Origin of the sequence: Paraburkholderia sp. BL9I2N2 (genome assembly GCF_004339745.1) — a bacterium.
In the GTDB taxonomy this organism is placed as follows: Bacteria; Pseudomonadota; Gammaproteobacteria; order Burkholderiales; family Burkholderiaceae; genus Paraburkholderia.
In genome coordinates this window covers 100,554-119,867 of sequence record NZ_SMGP01000005.1, presented here as the reverse complement: position 1 = coordinate 119,867, position 19,314 = coordinate 100,554, and the positions used below count along the sequence as shown (strand labels likewise).

At 62.4% G+C, this 19,314-nt stretch carries 15 protein-coding genes; 4 read left to right on the top strand and 11 right to left on the bottom strand.

The features are described 5' to 3' along the window. The first annotated feature begins 308 nt into the window (after nucleotides 1-308). A complete protein-coding gene (locus tag B0G74_RS42225; RefSeq protein ID WP_132383518.1) occupies nucleotides 309-1,178 on the top strand; it encodes a LysR family transcriptional regulator in 870 nt (289 codons plus the stop codon). A 115-nt stretch (nucleotides 1,179-1,293) separates the two neighbouring features. On the opposite strand, the gene B0G74_RS42220 is transcribed toward B0G74_RS42225, so the two are convergent. After that, on the bottom strand, nucleotides 1,294-2,895 hold the full coding sequence (locus B0G74_RS42220; RefSeq protein ID WP_132383516.1) for a peptide chain release factor 3: 1,602 nt from the start codon (nucleotides 2,893-2,895) through the stop codon (nucleotides 1,294-1,296). Nucleotides 2,896-3,350: 455 nt separating this feature from the next. Here B0G74_RS42220 and B0G74_RS47250 point away from each other — a divergent pair, with 455 nt between their 5' ends. Next, on the top strand, nucleotides 3,351-3,737 hold the full coding sequence (locus B0G74_RS47250) for a hypothetical protein (RefSeq protein WP_243658575.1): 387 nt from the start codon (nucleotides 3,351-3,353) through the stop codon (nucleotides 3,735-3,737). A gap of 169 nt (nucleotides 3,738-3,906) precedes the next feature. Here B0G74_RS47250 and B0G74_RS42210 read toward each other — a convergent pair whose 3' ends face one another. From B0G74_RS42210 to B0G74_RS42170, 9 genes are all read right to left on the bottom strand, one after another. Further along, nucleotides 3,907-5,289: an MFS transporter gene (locus B0G74_RS42210; RefSeq protein WP_132383512.1), complete on the bottom strand. Its 1,383-nt coding sequence runs from the start codon at nucleotides 5,287-5,289 to the stop codon at nucleotides 3,907-3,909. A gap of 121 nt (nucleotides 5,290-5,410) precedes the next feature. Continuing rightward, nucleotides 5,411-6,850, bottom strand: coding sequence for an NAD-dependent succinate-semialdehyde dehydrogenase (locus B0G74_RS42205; protein ID WP_132383510.1), 1,440 nt, complete (start codon nucleotides 6,848-6,850; stop codon nucleotides 5,411-5,413). Further along, a complete protein-coding gene (locus B0G74_RS42200) occupies nucleotides 6,847-7,884 on the bottom strand; it encodes an aldo/keto reductase (protein ID WP_132383508.1) in 1,038 nt (345 codons plus the stop codon). The genes B0G74_RS42205 and B0G74_RS42200 overlap by 4 nt, the downstream gene beginning before the upstream one ends. 82 nt (nucleotides 7,885-7,966) lie before the next feature. Further along, nucleotides 7,967-8,491, bottom strand: coding sequence for a formaldehyde-activating enzyme (gene fae / locus B0G74_RS42195; protein ID WP_132383506.1), 525 nt, complete (start codon nucleotides 8,489-8,491; stop codon nucleotides 7,967-7,969). A gap of 603 nt (nucleotides 8,492-9,094) precedes the next feature. Beyond that, nucleotides 9,095-9,385 carry an H-NS histone family protein gene (locus tag B0G74_RS42190; protein ID WP_132383504.1) on the bottom strand — a complete coding sequence of 97 codons (291 nt, stop codon included), beginning with the start codon at nucleotides 9,383-9,385 and terminating at the stop codon, nucleotides 9,095-9,097. Between the two features lie 135 nt (nucleotides 9,386-9,520). Beyond that, a complete protein-coding gene (locus B0G74_RS42185; protein WP_132383502.1) occupies nucleotides 9,521-10,720 on the bottom strand; it encodes a serine hydrolase domain-containing protein in 1,200 nt (399 codons plus the stop codon). A 248-nt stretch (nucleotides 10,721-10,968) separates the two neighbouring features. After that, nucleotides 10,969-11,172 carry a hypothetical protein gene (locus tag B0G74_RS42180; RefSeq protein WP_132383500.1) on the bottom strand — a complete coding sequence of 68 codons (204 nt, stop codon included), beginning with the start codon at nucleotides 11,170-11,172 and terminating at the stop codon, nucleotides 10,969-10,971. Nucleotides 11,173-11,689: 517 nt separating this feature from the next. After that, complete coding sequence (locus B0G74_RS42175; RefSeq protein ID WP_132383498.1) at nucleotides 11,690-11,950, bottom strand: hypothetical protein; 261 nt, start codon at nucleotides 11,948-11,950, stop codon at nucleotides 11,690-11,692. Between the two features lie 87 nt (nucleotides 11,951-12,037). Then, on the bottom strand, nucleotides 12,038-13,516 hold the full coding sequence (locus B0G74_RS42170) for a sigma 54-interacting transcriptional regulator (protein ID WP_132383496.1): 1,479 nt from the start codon (nucleotides 13,514-13,516) through the stop codon (nucleotides 12,038-12,040). Nucleotides 13,517-13,829: 313 nt separating this feature from the next. Between B0G74_RS42170 and B0G74_RS42165 the strand changes: the two genes are divergently transcribed. After that, entirely contained in the window at nucleotides 13,830-15,230 is a 1,401-nt protein-coding gene (locus tag B0G74_RS42165; RefSeq protein ID WP_132383494.1) for a GntP family permease, read from the top strand. 102 nt (nucleotides 15,231-15,332) lie between these two features. Then, the gene (locus tag B0G74_RS42160; protein WP_132383492.1) at nucleotides 15,333-15,734 is read left to right on the top strand and encodes a RidA family protein; all 402 of its coding nucleotides are present in this window, start codon (nucleotides 15,333-15,335) and stop codon (nucleotides 15,732-15,734) included. A 22-nt stretch (nucleotides 15,735-15,756) separates the two neighbouring features. On the opposite strand, the gene B0G74_RS42155 is transcribed toward B0G74_RS42160, so the two are convergent. Continuing rightward, nucleotides 15,757-19,278 carry an ATP-binding protein gene (locus tag B0G74_RS42155; protein WP_132383490.1) on the bottom strand — a complete coding sequence of 1,174 codons (3,522 nt, stop codon included), beginning with the start codon at nucleotides 19,276-19,278 and terminating at the stop codon, nucleotides 15,757-15,759. Between the last annotated feature and the right edge of the window lie 36 nt (nucleotides 19,279-19,314).

The window sequence follows — 19,314 nt, the reverse complement described above, 5'->3', positions numbered from 1 at the left end:
ATAGGCGAAGTTGAGCGCTCGCGCGGCGCTTCTCCTCGAACGCCGGGTAGGCATCCCGGTCGCGGTCGACGGCTCAGGGCCCGCCACGGATATTTCTTATCGAGATCAAGCAAAACGACGGGCGCCAATGCGACAATCTTCCGGCCGCCACGATGGCCGCTTCCGGTTGAAAAATCGCCGGCCGATGGCGGTTCGGATCGCGCGTGCAGGAGACAAACGCGCGGCTGGCGACGCAGCACAACCAGAGTCCGCAGTCCGACCATCTTCCGGCCGAATCGCGCACGATTAAAAGTAACAGAAGGTGATTTATGCGGCGCTTGCCATCGCTGATCGCGTTGCGCTTCTTCGAAGAAACTGCTCGTCACATGAGCTTTAATCGCGCGGCCATTGCGCTGTGCGTGACCCAAGGCGCGGTGAGCCGGCAAATCAAGCTGCTCGAAGAATCGCTCGGCGCGAAACTGTTCGAGCGCGACCACAAAGGCATCCGTCTCACACAGGCGGGCCTGCAATTGCTGCCATGCCTGTCCGAAGCCTTCGACACGATCGAGCGTGGCTACCGCCAAATCACGGCCGCCAAGGGGCGGCGGCGTCTCGTGCTCGCTCTGCCGCCCACTTTCGCCACGCAATGGTTTTCGCCGCGGCTGGGTTCGCTCGCGGTGGAATTGCCTGACGTCGAATTATCTGTTCGCACCGAGGCGCACGGCGACTTTCACTGCCAGATTCGCTTCGGCCGCCAGGCGCTGCCGGATGCGCACTCCGAATTGCTGATGATGGAGCGCCACGTGCTCGTGGGCGCGCCCCGCCTGCTCGGTCAACCGCTCGACACGCTGCTCGAACGCATGCCGGCGCTACACGTGCTGCACAATGACGCCCGGCTCGAATTGTGGCCTAACTGGCTGGCCAAGGCGGGCATGCCCGCGCGTTACGCGGACAACGGCATCGAGTTCTCGACGCTGGAGCAGGCGATTCGCGCGGCAAGTAAAGGCGCGGGGCTGGCGGTCGTCGACCGGAATATGATCGTCGAGGAACTGGCGGACGGCAGTCTCGCGCAGTTTTCCGATGTCGAAGTGAGCGGGCCGTTCGGGTACTGGCTCGATATTCCCCAGCGGCATGTGGGGCTCGAACATGTGCAGGCGCTGGCGGGGTGGATGCGGGAAGAAGTGTTGAAGCTGGGGTGAGCGTTGATGATTTTTGTCGGCAGCCGTATGGGCGTCAATGCAAAAGGCCTCGTTTTTCGACGAGGCCTTCTGATTTGCGTTGCCTTGCTTTGCGCTTGGGACCAGCGCGGCGGATTTACATCGCCTTCTTGAACGGCGCGCCCGAGTGCTCGCGCAATTCGTTGAACACGATCTTCGGCCACGCCTTCTGCGCGACTTCGATTTCCGATACGTGCGAGGCCAGATACGTCGGTGCGTCGGACGCGTCGAGCGCGATCCGTGCCGCGTACGAATCGGTGAAGCGACGCAGCTCGGCTGCATCGTCGCAAGTCACCCAGCGCGACATGCGATAACGCGCCGGCGCCATGCGCACGTCGACCTTATATTCCGTCGACAAACGGTGCGACACCACTTCGAACTGCAGTTGCCCGACCGCGCCGAGAATCATCAGGCCGCCCACTTCCGGACGGAACACCTGAATCGCGCCTTCTTCGCCGAGTTGCTTGAGCGCCTCGCCGAGCTGCTTGGCGCGCATCGGATCGACCACTTCCACGGTCTGGAAAATTTCCGGCGCGAAGAACGGCAGGCCGACGAATTGCAACTGCTCGCCTTCGGTCAGCGTATCGCCGAGACTCAGCGTGCCATGATTCGGAATACCGATGATGTCGCCCGGATACGCTTCGCTCACCGTCTCACGACGCTGCGACAGGAACGTCACCACGTTGTTAGCGCGGAAGGTTTTGTTCGAACGCGTCACCTTGACGGCCATGCCGCGCTCGAAACGTCCCGAGCACACGCGGATGAACGCCACGCGGTCGCGGTGCGCCAGGTCCATGTTCGCCTGCACCTTGAACACGACGCCGGTGAATTTCGGCTCGTCCGGCATAACCGGACGCTGCACCGTCATACGCATGGACGGCGGCGGCGCCAGATCGACCAGCGCATCCAGAATTTCCTTCACGCCGAAGTTGTTGATCGCCGAGCCGAACAGCACCGGCGACTGCTGGCCGGCCAGGAACTGCTCACGATCGAAATCGGGCGTCGCGCCGGTGATCAGATCGATCTCTTCTTTCGCCTTGACCCAGCTATGGCCGAAGCGGCGTTCGCCTTCCTCGTCGCTCAGCGCCTGCAGCGTTTCGACTTCGCCGCCCGCTTTGTCCTGCCCGGCGCGGAACAGGCGCACCTGGTCGCGCTGGATGTCGTAGACGCCCTGAAACTCCTTGCCCATGCCGATCGGCCACGTGAACGGCACGGCGGCCACGCCCAGATGCTGTTCGATTTCGTCGAGCAGTTCCAGCGGCTCGCGCACTTCGCGGTCAAGCTTGTTGATGAAGGTGACGATCGGTGTCTTGCGGCTGCGGCAGACTTCGAGCAGCTTGAGCGTTTGCGCTTCGACGCCGTTCGCGCCGTCGATCACCATGACGGCGGCGTCGACCGCGGTCAACACGCGATACGTGTCTTCAGAGAAGTCTTCGTGGCCCGGCGTGTCGAGCAGATTGATGACGGCGTCGCCGTACTCGAACTGCATCACCGAGCTCGCCACCGAAATGCCCCGCTGCTTTTCGATCTCCATCCAGTCGGACGTCGCGTAGCGGTTGCTCTTGCGGCCCTTCACGGTGCCGGCGATCTGGATCGCGCCCGAGAACAGCAGCAGCTTTTCGGTGAGCGTGGTCTTACCCGCGTCCGGGTGGGAAATGACCGCGAACGTGCGGCGGCGTTTGAGTTCAGAGACTGACATCGGGTCTGGCGACAAATAGGGTTCGGGCACTGCCGGCCACGGCGGGCGGCGGTTTGCGTTTCCGTTCCACCTGGCAAAGCACGCCGGGAGGGGAAACGGACGGGTAGACGCGGCTCGCGCGGCGGATCCGGGCCACGCGGCGGCAGACGCCGCGCGTTAGCGGTAAATAGTGCGGGGATGCCGGGTTGGAACAGCGCCGGGACGAATGATACACGTCTGCGCGGGGACAGATGGAATCCCGCAGTGAAAACGGCTTAGGCGCGCGGCCTGGCTATTGATAACTCATCGTAAAGATAGCTGTCGCCCGAGCCGTTCCGGCAACCACGGGCGCAACACCCAGCCGGTAGTACTGCGAGAAAAACTGAAACGACATATTGCCTGTCGTGCTCGACGTAAGCGGAAGTGCCACATCCAGTGTAATCGGCGACTGCGACGCATCCAGCAATTGAACACCGATGCCCGTTGCCGAACCTGCGTTCGCCAGGACTGAGGCGACGCCAGAATTGCCCGACGTCGAACTGAAGGTCACCGAGACCTTCACGCCGGACTGGCAGTTGAGGCCCAGAGAAAACGGTGTCTTTGCGGCGACTGAGCCGGCCGTCGGAAACATCGCCGGGTTGATCGTCGCGAGAGGATCCGACCATCGGTTTGCCGTTAGCATCGCGCATCCTCATGCCAACCCACGCGACGTTCGTTGGATAAACCCCCGTCATGCCGGACACCGCTGTTCCGCTCCCTGGGCAAGCGACTATCGGTTTGTTGAACAGCGTACTCAGGGAACACTTTCCAATGATGGTGAATCTCTGAGCCGCACCGGGAATCACATTGCCAACGGCAGTTGAATCGGAGACGGTAGATTAAGAAAAATCCCAGATTTCAGCGGGTAGTCCGTCGAGTTGAATGAAAAGCAGGTTTTTCCGTTCGCTCGCCTTGACTTTCAGGCGGTCCAAAACAAAAAGAACCCGCCGCATCGTTGCCGATGCGGCGGGTTCTTTACAGCGTTAGCGCGCGTTAAGCGCCGCTAGCTTCGTTCAACGTCAGATGCTTCGTTTCCGGCGCCCACGCAATCGACACCACCATGCCGATCAACAGCACCGCCGCGAGCGCCATCATCGTGATATGGAAGCCCAGATGCACGATGCCGAGCGGCAGCAGAAACGTTCCGATCGCCGAGCCGAGACGACTGCACGCAATCGCCAACCCGACGCCGCACGCGCGCACCTCGGTGGGAAAACACTCGGGCGGAAACACGCCGACGAGATTCGAGAACGCCGACATGGTGAGCGTGAAAATCCCAAACGCGACGATCATGCCGAGCGTCGCCGACTCCGGCAGCAAACTCAACGCGATCAGCGAAACGCACGTCACCGCAAACGAGCCGATCAGGAACACGCGCCGCGGAAGTTTGATCGTCAACCAGATGCCGATCAACGCGCCGAGCACGAGAAACCCGTTCAACAGAAAATCCGCGCTCGAATCGTTGTTCAAATGAATCGCCTTCAGAATGGTCGGCAAAAACGTATAAACGGCGAAGTAAGGAATGACGAGACACACGAAGAAAGCACAATTGAAAATCGTGCGGCGGATCAGATCCGCCTTGAACAGACGCATGAAACCGCCCGCCGATCGCGCGTGCTCATCGTGACCGCCATCCAGAATGACGTTCGCGCCGAAGTGCTTCAGCACGATCGACTTCGCTTCCGCCGTGCGGCCTTTGCCATGCAGCCAGCGCGGCGACTCCGGCGTGCCCATGCGCAACACGAGAACGATCAACGCCGGCACACCCGCCGATGCCAGCAACCAGCGCCATGCATCCGGCGAGGCATCGGCGTAGTGCATGCCGAGCACATTCGCCACCACGTAGCCGATCGTCCACACCACGCTGAACGAGCCAAGCAAGGTCCCGCGATGTTTGCGTGGCGAGAATTCCGCGAGAATCGCATGGCCCACCGCAAAATCGCCTCCCATGCCGAAGCCGATCAACACACGCAGCAAACACAGTTCGAGCGGCGAGCGCACATAGAACTGCGCGAATGCGGCCGCTGTGATGATCAGAAAGCTCAGCAAGAAAATCTTCTGGCGTCCCATGCGGTCCGACAGCCAGCCGAACACCAGACTGCCGATAAAAATGCCCATCAACGCGGAACTGCCGATCATGCCCATCCAGAAAGCGTCGAGCGGCATCTGGCGATTCAGCGACGCGAGCGCATAGCCGATCGTGCCGAGCGCGAAACCTTCAGTGAAATGCGCGCCGAACGTCAGCCCGGCGATCTTGACGTGAAAGGCGTTCAGTGGAACGTCGTCGAGAGGAATGGGGCCGTGCGCGGATGCCGCTGCCGCCGGCAAAGTGGGGGCGAGGCCGAGAGTGGCCGCCTGCATATCCTGATTGCTCACGCTGTCTCCTTCGTTAGTATGGATCGCCGGGCGTGGCCGGCGTGTTGCCGCGCGCCCGATTGCGTCGTCCGCCGGTGAGTCATGCGTGTGCATGACGTACGGCGGACGCGCCGTGTGAAGATCAGCGTCCGAGGCCGCCCATCATCATGTACTTCAGTTCGGTGTATTCATCGAGCCCGTACTTCGAGCCTTCGCGGCCGAGACCCGATTGCTTGACGCCGCCGAACGGCGCGACTTCGGTGGACAGAATCCCTTCGTTGATGCCGACCATGCCGCTTTCCAGCGCTTCGCCGACGCGCCACGCGCGAGCCAGGTCGCGTGTGTAGAAATATGCGGACAAGCCGAATGGTGTGTCGTTAGCCGCGGCGATGGCTTCCGCTTCGGTCTTGAAACGGAAACACGCGGCTACCGGTCCGAAGGTTTCTTCCTCGGCGATCAGCATTGAATTGTTGGCGTCGACCAGAACGGTCGGCTCGTAGAAGGTGCCGCCGAGCATGTGCGGCTTGCCGCCGGTCAAGATCTTCGCGCCCTTCTCCAATGCATCGGCCACGTGCGTTTCGACCTTCTTCAGCGCGGCCTGGTTGATCAGCGGACCTTGTTCGACCTCGCCTTGCAACGCGTTGCCGACGCGCATCTTACGCACCGCTTGCGTCAACGCGGACGTGAACGCGTCGTAGATGCCGTCCTGCACGTAGAAGCGATTGACGCACACACACGTCTGCCCGGTGTTGCGGAATTTCGACGCCATTGCGCCTTGCACGGCGGCGTCGAGATCCGCGTCGTCGAATACGATGAAGGGCGCGTTGCCGCCGAGTTCGAGCGACAGCTTCTTCAGCGTGTCCGCCGACTGCTTCGCCAGCAGCTTGCCGACACGCGTCGAGCCGGTGAACGACAGCTTGCGCACCACGTCGGATTCCGTGAGCGCGCCGCCGATCGCCACGGCATCGCCGGACACGATGTTGAATACGCCGGGCGGAATGCCTGCCTCCCCGGCCAGTACCGCCAAAGCAAACGCGGACAACGGCGTTTCTTCCGATGGCTTGAGCACCATCGTGCAGCCGGCCGCGAGCGCGGGGCCGGCCTTGCGCGTAATCATGGCGAGCGGGAAATTCCACGGTGTGATTGCCGCGACCACGCCGACCGGTTCGCGCGTCACAATGATCTTCGCGTTCGGATTGGGACTCGGGATCACGTCGCCGTACGCGCGCTTCGCTTCTTCCGCGAACCATTCGAAGAAACTGGCCGCATAGCCGACTTCGCCGCGCGCTTCTGCAAGTGGCTTGCCTTGCTCGAGCGTCAGCAATTCGGCAAGCGCGTCGCGATTCTCGAGCATCAACTCGCCCCAACGTTTGACGCGGGCGCTACGTTCCTTTGCAGTCAGCGAACGCCATGCGGGAAACGCACGCTCGGCAGCCGCGATGGCCTGCGCGGTTTCCGCCGCGCCGCCTTTGGCCACTTGGGCGACGACCTCGCCGGACGCGGGGTTCAGCACGGCATATGTGTCGGCGCCTTCGTACCACTCGCCGCCAATGTAATGCCCCGTGCGAAGAAATTCGTTCATGCGGCCTTCTCCAGGGTTTCGACGAACACGCCTTGTGCAAAGCGCGCTTCGCGCGCAATGCGTTTGCCTGCGGTGTAGTCGTTGATCAGATCGCACGGCGTGTAGTTGCGTTCGAGCTCGAACAGTTCGTCCGCCGAAAGCGTCGTGCCGAGCGCGGCGAGCGCGCTGTCGAACTGCGCCGGCGTATCCGCACCGACCAGCATGCTTGCGACGCCGCCGTGGTTCAGCACCCACGCCTGCGCGATTTGTGCGGCCGAAACGCCACGCCGCGCGGCCACGCGCGCCACCGACGCTGCAATCTCGCGCGAAGCCACATCGCCGTACATTTGCGCGGTGAAGAAGTCAGTCTGATTGCGTGTCGAATTCGGATCGCACGTGAGCAGCCCGCGCGCCAGCGGACTGAAGACGGACACGCCGACGCCCTGATCCTGGCAATACGGAATCATCTCGCGCTCTTCCTCGCGGTACGCCAGGTTCAACTGCAATTGCATATTGATCGGCTTATGCCAGCCGTTGCGCTCGCAGACCTGCATGATCTTGGCGAACTGCCATGTGTACATGGTCGAGACGCCGATATAGCGAGCCTTGCCGGCGCGCACGATATCGTTGAGTGCGCCCATGGTTTCTTCGACCGGCGTATTCACGTCGAAAAAATGCAGCATGTAGATGTCGACGTAATCCATGCCGAGGCGCTTGAGCGAACCGTCGATGCCGTCCATGATGTGCTTGCGCGAATGGCCGCCGGCGTTCTGATACGCGCCCATGTCATAACCGACCTTGGTGGCCACGACCATTTCCTCGCGTCGCGCGAGACGCTTCAGAATTCGGCCGACCACTTCTTCGCCCACGCCGGTCGAATAGAAATCGGCGAGGTCGATGAAGTTGACGCCTGCTTCCAGCGCATGACGGACAATCGGCTCGCTTTGCGCTTCGTCGAAAATCCACGGCTTCCATTGCGGCGTGCCCATGTTCATCGTGCCGAGGCACAGACGCGAAACCTTCAGACCGGATTGGCCGAGGCGAATGTATTCCATAGTGCGTGTCTCCTTCCTGATCGCATCCGGCAGCGCGGACGGTTAGTTGCGCATGAGCACTCACCGGCCGCGCTGCGTGCCATTAACGTTGCTTCGGTGTGTAGAACGGGTTCGATACGTCGCGCGCGGCGGCGAAGACTTCATCGCGATGCGGCAGGCCCTTCATCGCCGCGAGGATTGCGTTCTTGCATGCGCGGTAGTTGTTCTCGAAGACGGCGTCGAGATTGTCGGTCGACGGGTTGACCCAGTTCGCCGACACCACCACCCAGTCGTTTTCCGCTTCGGGCGGCAGCGTGCCGTTCTCCAGCGACTCGGCCACCGCCTTCGCGATGCCGGCTTGCGAGGCGCCCCACGTCGCGTTGCCGTGGAAGTCGCTGCCGATCTGCGCCTTGTTGACATACAGCGTGAGCGGCTTGGTCGGCACGCCCGGGCGCGCAATCACGACGAACGGCGCGTGGCCCGCCGAAGGCGTCGCCAATGCGGTAGCAAAGGCCTGCCCGGCCGGACCGTTGCGCGGGCCGACCAGCACGTTGATGTGCGCGAGATTGACGCCGGGGCCTTCGAATCCTTCGCCGATAAAGAGTTGTTTGTCCGTCGATGCGCTCATGGTCTTTCCGTCGAGGTGAGTGGATGACCGATTGTGACGTTCGGCATCCGCGACCACGTATCGATGAGTTTTGATGCGGGGTATGAGAGGAACTCAACTCCGGGTTAGTCCCGAGCGCAGTGGCCTGCGCGTATCGGGAAGCGCAAAGGTGAGGGTTTTCGGGACCACAGCATGTGCGTCCTCGAATCGCAGCAAACGGTGAGCGTGCCGACCATTAGTCGCGCACCTGCGCAGCGAAAGTCTGCACAGCGTCGAATGCGTTAGATGCAGCTAAGAGAAACTTAAGGGTCGGCTGCAGCGATTCTTCGCAGAGCCTGGGAACGCCCGCCAGCAAAGGCTGGCACGGCTTTCGGAGGAAGTGGGTCAGTCACGGCGGCCTGCCGCGGCAAGCTTGCCGCAAGGTGCGTAATTCGATAAAACCAGGCTCACCGAAGCAACCAGGCTTTGAGTTGGCCACGTGACCAAGGCCACGACTCACGCGACAGGTTCACGCGAAAGGTGAGCGTTTTCGGGACCTGCTCAGCGGTGCGAGAAAAACCGCCCGCGACATCACTTTAGACAATCCGGTGCATGACTCACGCGCACGTCATGCGCCGAAGCACTTCAACCTTCGATCAGAAAGCGCTCGCGATTCTTGCCTACGAGCCAGGCGGGCGAACGGCCGCGGCCGCTCCAGGTCTCGCCGGTTTTCGGGTTGCGATACTTGGCGACCGACGGCGTTTTGCGGGCTGCGGTGCCCTTGCTCGTGAAACCCAGTTCTTCAGCAGTCAGGTCGTACTCGGCCACCTTCTGTTTGATCTCGGCGATCGCCTGGGCAACTTCCTTCTCGCGTGCCGCCGCGACTTCCTTGTGGAGTTTTTCGAGCTGGGCAGTCAACTGCTTGTACGAGGCCATGACGGGTACTCCGATCATTTTGACGAGAACTGAAGTGCGGACACTATCAGACGAATAAATTGCCGGATAGAGAAGCCCGACACCGCGAGCGGATAACACGCTTAAAAGACGCTGGCCCGGACGCGGCCGGTTCGCTCAATCGTCAATTGCATCGTACACGCGGCGTTCGAAGTCCACTGTCATTGAAAACGGTTCGACGGAGCGCCTTTGAATCAGCATCAGACCGATCAGGTCTTCCACCGGATCGGCGAACCAACTGGTGCCATACGCACCCGGCCAGCCGAACGAGCCCATCGAGCGATAGCCGAGCGGCAACTGCTGCGCCGGATCGTCGACGATGGACACGCCGAGGCCGAACCCCTGGCCTGCCCACAGCGCATGACCGAAGGCCGACACGCGGCGTTGGTCGCGCGTCAGAAAATTCGAGCGCATCAGATCGACCGAGCGGTGCGACAGCAAACGCGTCGTGCCGACCCGTCCGCGGCCAAGCAGCAGTTGCGCGAATTGCAGATAGTCCTGCGCCGTCGAAACCAGCCCGCCGCCGCCGCTCTGGAAACGGTCCGAATTCGCCCACCGGCTCGACGACGGATGGTCCTCGACGATACGCCGCCGCGTGCCCTGTTCGACGCCATAAGCCGTGGCCAGCCGGGCGAGTTGCGCGTCAGGCACCCAGAAAGCGGTATCGCGCATGCCGAGCGGCTCGAAAATCCGCGTCCGGAAAAACTCGCCGAGCGACATTCCGCTCACGCGTTCGATCAGCACGCCGAGGACATCGGTCGCGATGCCGTAGTGCCAGCGCGAGCCGGGCTGGAACATCAGCGGCAAACCCGCAATGCGGGCAAGCCAGGCGTTGCCGTCCATGCGCGCTTCAAAACCGTTGAAGGCGTCGGCGTAAGCTTCGGCCAGCGGTCCGGTTGCAGTGAAGTGATAGGCGAAGCCGGCGCGGTGCGTCAGCAGATCCAGCACGGTGAGCGACGCTCTGGCGGGATCGGTTTCGTCGAGCGGGCCGGCGGGGTCGCGCAGCACGCGCGGCGCGGACAGTTCGGGCAACCAGAGTGAGATCGGCGTGTCGAGGGCGAGCCGATCTTCTTCGATCAGCATCAGGATCGCCGCGCTGGTCACCGGCTTGGTCATGGAAGCAATGCGAAATAGCGTGTCGCGCTCCATCGGCAACTGCGCCGCTTCGTCACGCCAGCCGAGCGGCTCGAAATAACCGATCTCGCCGCGCCGCCAGACCATCGACACCACGCCCGCCACTTCGCCGCGTTCCACATAGCCTTGCATGGCGTTGGTCAGCGCCGTCAGCCGAGACGCGGAAAGTCCTGCTGGTTGCATGTTTGTCCTGAATCAGTGGATGGAGGTGGCGACCTGCGCGCCCTTGCCTGACGCGCGCCTTCCGTCCGCGGTGGGCGCACATCCGCCGCCTGGACGCCGTTAGCGCGTGCGCATCAAAAGACGCGGCTTGCACCGTGTCGAGACAATGCGCTACGCCACGTACGGTGCGTGGCCGTTACGTTCCCTTATTTTTGCAGAAAACGTTAGCCGATCGAAGGGTACGTCACTGCCGTCCACTGCGCAGGCGTTCAGGCTTTCTGCCGTCGCTCCAGCGCCGAGAGCGCGGCGTTGAGCCGCTTGATGCGGGTCGCCTGCGACGGCACCAGGGCCGCGCCGGAAACGGAATCGATACGGTTTCGCCAATAAGACAGCGGGATGCGGTCTTCAGCGGAGATATGCGAGATTACGTGTTCGAGATGTTCAATATCTTTTTCGAGTTGATGATGATTCATTGCTTTCCCCGGATTACTCGTTGAACTATTTTCAATGCGTAAATCGAAGCATAAAGCGTGCCGCAAAAACTTCCGTTTTCGGCTGAACGGAAAATCCTTCCTAACACTTCCCGCAATAGCGATCAAACCGGCAAAACCTCCTTGCCACTTGAATCCTGAGCCACTGGCAAGAGAGTACTGCGGCTAAACTTCGCGTTCCGTTGGGTGCCGCACCGACTTGGCTAAACGATGAAAATTGCGGCGTTTTTAATTGCGCCCGGCGACAAGAAAAATAATGTGAAGCGCGGCATTAATTACCCATTTCGCATCATAGACGCGGAGAGAACCCGCATTAGATACAGGTCTTTATGACGGCCATACGCTTATCGTGACGACCATGAAGCAACGCGTGAACCAGTTTGCCGCGCGCGGCTGAAATCGGTGCGGCGAGCGAGACGCCCGCATTCGTTGCCGAACCGCGGGCTGAAGGAAAGATGCTTAAGGCGTTGGTCGCGCCGGTCTTCGCGCCGGCGAGCCGTTATTTCGCCCGGCAGGCGTAAATCAGGTTCAGCGTGCCATTCTCCGTGGACTGGCGCACGACATCGAATGCGCCGCCGCAACCCGCGCTGGCCTGCTGCGAGCAGGAGTCGGAACCGGCGGGGCACTGCACCAGCGTGGTCGCGCGACCGTCCGGCAGAAACAGCGGCGCGCTGCTGCTGCAACCGCTCAACGCGACCATCACGCCGGCCGCCAGCGTGGCGCAGGCGCGGCGCGCGAAGAAGGAGAGACTGCGTTTCATTTGAAACCCCGATCACGTCTTGTTTTTCGATCACGCGATTGTGCCACGCGTCAATTACGCTGCGTCAATCGCCATCGACGAACGTTGTCACACGTCGATGCCGTATGCCGCAATCTTCTTATAGAGTGTCGCGCGGCCCATGCCAATCTGGTTCGCCGTCTCGATCACGCGGCCGCCGTTGGCGCGCAAAGCGTCGCTCAGGAAACGCTTCTCAAAGGCCGCCATCGCCTCGCTCCACGAGGCCGGTTCAGGCGCGCCAGCCTGCGCGCCCGCAGCGGGCAGCGGCGAAAGCGCCTCGGGCAAGGACGCAGTCGGACGATGCCCGCCGCCGTGCGCCGGGCCGATAAACGGCGCGAGCGCCCGGGCATCGATCCGCTCGCTGTCGGACAGCATCACCGCGCGCTCCAGCGTGTTGCGCAATTCGCGCACGTTGCCAGGCCAGCCGTACGAACACAGCAGCCGCAGCGCGTCATCCTGCAATTCGAAGTGACTGGCGCCACGCGCCTGGGTCGACAGATCCTCGAGCATGGCGTAAGCCAGCGCCTCGATATCGGAGGCTCGCTCGCGCAATGGCGGCGCATGGATCGTCAGCACGTTCAGCCGATAGAACAAGTCCGCGCGAAAGCGCCCCGCCGCGACCAGCGCGGGCAAATCGGCCGACGTCGCCGCGATGATCCGGACGTCGGCGCGCACGATCCGGTTCGAGCCCAACGGTTCGAACTCCTTGTCCTGCAACACGCGCAGCAGCTTGCCCTGCAAAGGCAGCGGCATATCGCCGATTTCGTCGAGAAACAGCGTGCCGCCGTTCGCGAGCTCGAACTTGCCGACGCGCCCCTTGCGGTCCGCACCGGTGTAGGCGCCGGGCGCGGCGCCGAAGAATTCGACTTCGAGCAAGGTGTCGGGAATCGCCGCGACGTTGACCGTCACGAGCGGCTGATTTGCGCGCGCCGACCCGCCGTGGATGGCATGTGCAAGCAACTCCTTGCCGGTGCCGGTTTCGCCGAGCAGCAGCACCGGTGACTCGAGCTGCGCCGCGCGGCGCGCCTGGCGCTTCACTTCGAGGCTGGCCGCGCTCGTGCCGACGAAACTGCCGAACGTATATTTGGCCCGCCGCGCCTGCGCGAGCGACTGGCGCGTCGCGATCAACTCTTCCTGCACGCGCGAGTAGTGGGAAAAGAGCGGCGTCAGCGCCTTCAGTTCGTCGAAGAGCGCGAAGCCCACGGCGCCCACCGTGACTCCCGCATCGTCCTTCAGCGGCAAACGCGTCACAACGAGCGGTTCGCGGTCCGTTTCCAGAATATCGAGCAGAATCGGTTTGCCGGTGACGACGACCTCGCGCATCAAGCTGTTCGGGATCACCGCTTCGCAATCGCGGCCGATGGCCTGCTCCGGGTCCGAAAAACCGAAGCGCGCCGCATAGCGCTTGTTGATCCAGACCACGCGCGCGTCGGCATCCACGATGAATGTGCCTTCGCTGAAATTTTCGAATGTGCGGAAGAGCGAATCCATCGCCCGGCGCAGTACGTCGCCGTAGGTGGCGGGAAGGCCCGCCCAGTCGTTCATCATGCTGTCGCTGTCTCCGGCTATCGTTTTATTATGCTTGTCTCATTTCGTAGACAAGCTTATCTCATTGAAGAGATCGCCAGCAAGCTTGCTACATAAGGGTTTAACCTTGCTTTGGCCTAACTTCAGCCAATTTGCGTCCCGTTTTAGAGACGTTTGGGTACAATCGGCCCGATCACGTTTCGACCTTCGGTCCGCGGAAATCAAGCGGCTGGCCGTTGCCGTATGCGTGGCACGGAACCTGCGTTTGCCCGGCGCCGTGCCGTCGCACCCTCGGAACGGCGACCATGTAGAACAACCAAGCTTTGGAGACTCAATGTCCTTTGTCATCGTCCTCGCCGCGCTGGCGTTTCTGATGTTTGCCGCTTATCGCGGCTACAGCGTCATTCTATTTGCACCAATCGCCGCGCTCGGCGCCGTTCTGCTGACCGATCCGGCCGCCGTCGCGCCGGTTTTCACCGGCATCTTCATGGAGAAGATGGTCGGCTTCGTGAAGCTCTACTTCCCGGTGTTCCTGTTGGGCGCCGTGTTCGGTAAGGTCATCGAACTGTCGGGCTTCTCGGAATCGATCGTGGCCGCCGCGATCCGCTATATCGGCCGCTCGCGCGCCAATGCGGTGATCGTTGCGGTGTGCGCGCTGCTCACCTACGGCGGGGTCTCGCTGTTCGTGGTGGTGTTCGCCGTCTATCCGTTTGCGGCCGAGCTGTACCGCCAGAGCAATATTCCGAAACGCCTGATGCCCGGCGCGATCGCGCTCGGCGCGTTTTCGTTCACCATGGATTCGCTGCCCGGCACGCCGCAGATCCAGAACATCATCCCGACCACTTTCTTCAAGACGACTTCGTGGGCCGCGCCCGCACTCGGCGTGATCGGCTCGCTGTTCATCATCGTGGTCGGCCTGACGTATCTGGAATGGCGCCGCCGCTCGGCGATGGCGACCGGCGAAGGTTACGGCACGGAACTCGTCAACGAGCCGGAGCGCGTGGAATCGAAGCAACTGCCGCATCCGTTGCTGGCGGTCGCGCCGCTGGTTCTGGTCGGCGTCGCGAACTTCCTGCTGACCCGCTGGATTCCGAACTGGTACGGCGCGTCGTACACCGTGGCGCCGGACATCCTGCCGGGCATCCACGCGCCGGTCACGACCACGATCAAGGCCGTGGTCGCCATCTGGGCCGTGGAAGGCGCACTGCTCCTCGGTATCGTGATGGTCGTCGTAACGGCGTTCAACCGCGTGCGCGAGCGCTTCGCGATCGGCACCAAGGCTGCGGTGGCGGGCGCGCTGCTGGCTTCGTTGAATACGGCGTCGGAGTACGGTTTTGGCGGTGTGATCGCAGCGTTGCCGGGCTTTCTGGTGGTCAGCGACGCGTTGAAGAGCATTCCCAATCCGCTCGTCAATGCAGCCGTGTCGGTGAGCTCGCTGGCGGGTATCACGGGATCGGCGTCGGGCGGCATGAGCATCGCGCTCGCGGCCATGTCCGACACGTTCATCAAGGGCGCGGAAGCGGCGCACATTCCGATGGAAGTGCTGCACCGGGTCGTCGCCATGGCGAGCGGCGGCATGGACACGCTGCCGCACAACGGCGCGGTGATCACGCTGCTGGCGGTCACGGGCTTGACGCATCGGCAGTCGTATCGCGACATCTTCGCGGTTACGGTCATCAAGACGATGGCGGTGTTCTTTGTGATCGCGGTTTATTACGCGACTGGTTTGGTCTGAGCGGGCGGGAACTGGGCACGATGCCGGCATCGCGCCGGCATCCTGACTTTTGATCGGTTACCTTGTCATCCCGACATCCGATCTTGCCCAGCACACCCTGCCATGAGTTCAGCACCTTCTTTCTGGATGATTCCCTCTGCACCCACGCCGGTCGGCCCGTTCTCGCATGCTGCCGAAGCCGGCGGCTGGGTCTTCCTGACCGGCCAGATGCCGACCTCCCCAACCGACGACGCCGCACCGCTTCCCGAAGGTGTCGTCGCCCAAACCAAGCGCGTGATGGACAATCTCGTGCTGGTGCTCCAAGGCCTGGGCCTCGGCCTGCAAAACGTGGTGGCCGCACGCATCTTCCTGACCGAGTTCAAGCGCGATTACGCGCCGATGAACGAGATCTACCGCGCCTACTTCCCCGCCGATGCGCTACCGGCGCGAACCTGTATCGGCGTCACCGGATTGGCGCGCGACGCGCTGGTAGAAATCGACTTCATTGCCAAACGACCGGGTTGAGCCCGCAAAGCAGAATGGCGGGTCAATGCGCCGACTCCTCGTCGAGTCCGTAGTGATCCAATAAAGCGTCGTGCAGCGAGATCGCGAGTTCGTCCATCTCGGTGGTCCAGCGTCCGGTGTCATTGCATAACCGTTGCAACCGCCGGCATTGGTCGACGAACTGCGGCTCCTGCACGACGACAAACGCGCCGCTCGCGCTATGCGCCCAGCCGGCCAACGCCTGCACATCTTCCTCTTCGACGATGGCGAGCAGCTTCGGCAGATCTTTTTGCAAGTGCTCCCTGAGCATCGCCGAGTAGCGCGCCTTGTCGTCCGCGCTGAGCGTGCTCCCTGCGTTAGGAGCGGGAGCCATCGCCTTGTCAGGCGCTACGTTCTCCGGAGCCACCTGCAGTGGTGCCGAAGCCGGTGCCACCTCCAGCAACGCCGCTTGCAACTCGCTCAACGTCGCCGGCTTGGCGACATATCCGCTAAAGCCGCGCTCGCGCCAGTTGTGCGCCCCCTCATGTTCGGCCACGGCGCTGAAGGCGAGCACCTGCACGGTCGCACGCAGCTTGCGCAGCGCGGCCAGCAGTCCGTAACCATCCATCTCCGGCATGTGGATGTCGGTTAGCACCACCTCGAAACCTGTCTGTTCGAATAACCTCAGCGCGTGTTTGCCGTCGGGGGCAATAGTGGGCACGCACCCCAATTCGACCAGTTGTTCGGCAACTAGATTCTGGATCAAGGGATTGTCTTCCGCGACGAGGACTGGGAGACCTCGCAGCGTCGGATGGATTCCCACCGAATCGGCCATTGCGGGCGCAGGAGTCGGCGCTGCGGATGTGCCCCCGCGCGCCAGTTCGATCGCCGACAGAATCGCCGTCCAGCTGAATTCACTCACTTCGAACACGCCGTCGCCGCGCGCCTCGGGATAATGCGGGCCGCCACGCGTGATCCACACGGCGCCGACCGGCTGCGACGTACGCAGCGCGGCAATCACCTCGAGATCGTATTCGCCGGAGACGAGCAACAGATCAGGGGGAGCATTCACGCGTAGCCACAGTTGCGCGGCGGCCAGCGTGGTTACCAGATGTCCCATCCAACCCGCGTGCTGAAGCCAGCGGTCCAGCAACTCGCTTGTTTCCCGTTCCATGGACAAGACGAGCACCGTCCCGCGTTGCTCGGGGACCGTCGCCGGCGCGAGCGAATCGACGGGCGCTTTCGCGAGCGGGATCGATACACGAAATGCGCTGCCCACACCAGGCACGCTGTCCGCAGCAATCTGGCCGCCCATCACCTCGCATAAGCGTCTGCAGATCGCGAGACCGAGGCCCGTGCCGCCCGCACCGCGCGATGCACCCAGTTCGCCTTGTGCGAACGGTTTGAAAAGCCGCGCCAGCGTTTCCTCGTTCATGCCAGCGCCCGAATCCGAAACCTGGCAGGTCAAAATCGCGCAATCCGGTGAATCGTCTATCACTTCGGCATACAACGTGATCTTGCCGGTCGAGGTGAATTTGAACGCATTGCTAAGCAGGTTGTTGACGATCTGCGCGATGCGCATTCGATCGCCGATCAAGGTCTGATCGAGGGTCGGTGAGAGGAACGCATAGAAACGGATCGAGCTGCCGCCGTCCATCGACGCGTAGGAAAGGGCGATGCTTTCGAATTCGTCGATGAGACGAAACGGTTTTCTGACCAGCCACATCACGCCGGCATCGATCTTCGAAAAGTCAAGAATGTCGTTGACGACGCGGCGCAGAGCATCTGCTGCAACACGCAATGTCGCAAACCGTTGCGAATGCGCCTCGAGGCCGGGCGTGCGGGCGAATAGTTCGACATTGCCGAGCAGCGCGTTCAACGGCGTACGAATTTCGTGACTCAGCGCGGCGAAGAGATTCGTACGCGCGCGCATCAGCGCCTCGGATGTCTGCTGTGCATGCCGCAATTGCTGCTCGAGCATGGTCTGGGCGGTGACGTCGAGAATCGCGCAGAACAGCACGTTCTCACCAGCGTAACGCACGGGCGCGTATATGAATTGCAGAAACCGCGAGGGCGCGCCGCCGCCTTTGTCTGATGGCGATGCGGTTTGCGGCTCCGTTTGCGACTGCTGCGGAGACTGATGCTGATGCGCCGGGTGCGCGGGCGCGACGAATGCAGCCACCCGCGCAATCGCCGTGGCCGACGTCTGATCCGGCGCCTGAGCCAGAAACTCGCCGACGACATGCGGCGGAAGCCGGCTGCCGTCGGCCTCGATACCGAGCAACTCGGCCGCAAGCGCGTTGGCGGTCAGGATTGAATAGTCACTCTGTCGAACGATGCACAACCCAACCGGCGTCGCACTGACGAGAATGTGGTTGAGCGTTTCGCTCTCCAGCGCGCGTGACGTTTCCGCAAACGAATTACGTAACAACCGCAGCCCGAAATAGCGTGCCATCAGTGCAATCGCCAGCAGGGTGAGCGCCGTCAGGCAGCCAATTACCCCCAGTTGCCAGCCAAGTGCGACGATCAGCGCACTCCACGGTATGTAGCCGACCAGGAAGCCGAAGCCCGGCCCCAGCGGCTCGTGAAAAATTGTGCCCTCGGGGCTGTAGTGAAAGACGTGGCTTGGCGTTGCCGCCACCGCCTGCCGCAGCAGGTTGGCGATTGGCATGTCGAGCGGCGTCGACGACACGGCGATGCGGCGATCCGCCGTCATCAGCAGGATCACGCCCTCGCTGTCGGCGGGCGCGATACTCGATATGAGCACGTCCAGCGGAATGTTCATGCTGATCAGCGTGGTGGGCGTGTCGCCGTGATAGTAGGCGCTCACCGCGGAAATCACCGGACGGTTCTGCAGCGGATCGCGGTACGGTCCCAGCCAGACGCGCTCGCCTTTCCCCGGCACGCGCTTGCCGGTTTGCGCCTCGAGGTGCCGTTCGAGCGTCTCGCGCAGCAAGCTCACGATCGCCGGTTGCGGCGTCGACGTGACGGCCTGATCGGCGCTGCCAGTTTGGCCCACGAGCGGTTGCCCCAGCGAAGGCAGGATCACCGCATAGTCTTCGTTCAAACCGATCAGCGTCGCCCGTTGCCGCAGTTCAAAAGCCTGCTGGGTCACGAGCGTCGATTGCGCCGATTCGTAGAGGCGCCCGAGTTTTTCGCCCAGTTGCGGGCCCCACGCGTTGCGCGTGGTTTCGCCGACCACCAGGTCGAAATCTGCATCCACCCGGTCTACCTTGCCGCGCGCGACGCCGCTCTTGAGGATCGCCTGCTGTGTCGCATCCGGCGCGCTCGGCGCCGCGGCGCCGCCGTAGTAATAATCGAGCGTCAATTCAGCGCGCCGCAGGAACGACTCCTCCTGATGCAGGAGCAGGGAAACCTCGGCGGCATTTTGCGACTCGAGGGTGCGGCGGTATTCGAGGTGCTTGAGCCCCGCCGCTACCGCCAGCACCAGCGCGAAAATCAGCACGATCAGCATCAGCGAACCGATCGTCGCCAGATACAGGCGCTGCTGGCGTTTCGCGTTCTGCGCGAGCGTGGCGAAAGCCTGCGCCAACGACTCCTGAGTACGGTCGAGGATCTTCTGCATCAGCTCGCGTGAGTGGCAGATTTGCGCAGGCAGACC

Bases quoted from the DNA above. Each gene is read 5' to 3' on its own strand.
- B0G74_RS42190 (WP_132383504.1), bottom strand. From the start codon at position 9,385: ATGGCCTCGTACAAGCAGTTGACTGCCCAGCTCGAAAAACTCCACAAG.
- B0G74_RS42155 (WP_132383490.1), bottom strand. From the start codon at position 19,278: ATGCAGAAGATCCTCGACCGTACTCAGGAGTCGTTGGCGCAGGCTTTC.
- B0G74_RS42185 (WP_132383502.1), bottom strand. From the start codon at position 10,720: ATGCAACCAGCAGGACTTTCCGCGTCTCGGCTGACGGCGCTGACCAAC.
- B0G74_RS42165 (WP_132383494.1), top strand. From the start codon at position 13,830: ATGTCCTTTGTCATCGTCCTCGCCGCGCTGGCGTTTCTGATGTTTGCC.
- fae (WP_132383506.1), bottom strand. From the start codon at position 8,491: ATGAGCGCATCGACGGACAAACAACTCTTTATCGGCGAAGGATTCGAA.
- B0G74_RS42180 (WP_132383500.1), bottom strand. From the start codon at position 11,172: ATGAATCATCATCAACTCGAAAAAGATATTGAACATCTCGAACACGTA.
- B0G74_RS42160 (WP_132383492.1), top strand. From the start codon at position 15,333: ATGAGTTCAGCACCTTCTTTCTGGATGATTCCCTCTGCACCCACGCCG.
- B0G74_RS42225 (WP_132383518.1), top strand. From the start codon at position 309: ATGCGGCGCTTGCCATCGCTGATCGCGTTGCGCTTCTTCGAAGAAACT.
- B0G74_RS42170 (WP_132383496.1), bottom strand. From the start codon at position 13,516: ATGATGAACGACTGGGCGGGCCTTCCCGCCACCTACGGCGACGTACTG.
- B0G74_RS42200 (WP_132383508.1), bottom strand. From the start codon at position 7,884: ATGGAATACATTCGCCTCGGCCAATCCGGTCTGAAGGTTTCGCGTCTG.
- B0G74_RS42205 (WP_132383510.1), bottom strand. From the start codon at position 6,850: ATGAACGAATTTCTTCGCACGGGGCATTACATTGGCGGCGAGTGGTAC.
- B0G74_RS47250 (WP_243658575.1), top strand. From the start codon at position 3,351: ATGCCCGTTGCCGAACCTGCGTTCGCCAGGACTGAGGCGACGCCAGAA.
- B0G74_RS42220 (WP_132383516.1), bottom strand. From the start codon at position 2,895: ATGTCAGTCTCTGAACTCAAACGCCGCCGCACGTTCGCGGTCATTTCC.
- B0G74_RS42175 (WP_132383498.1), bottom strand. From the start codon at position 11,950: ATGAAACGCAGTCTCTCCTTCTTCGCGCGCCGCGCCTGCGCCACGCTG.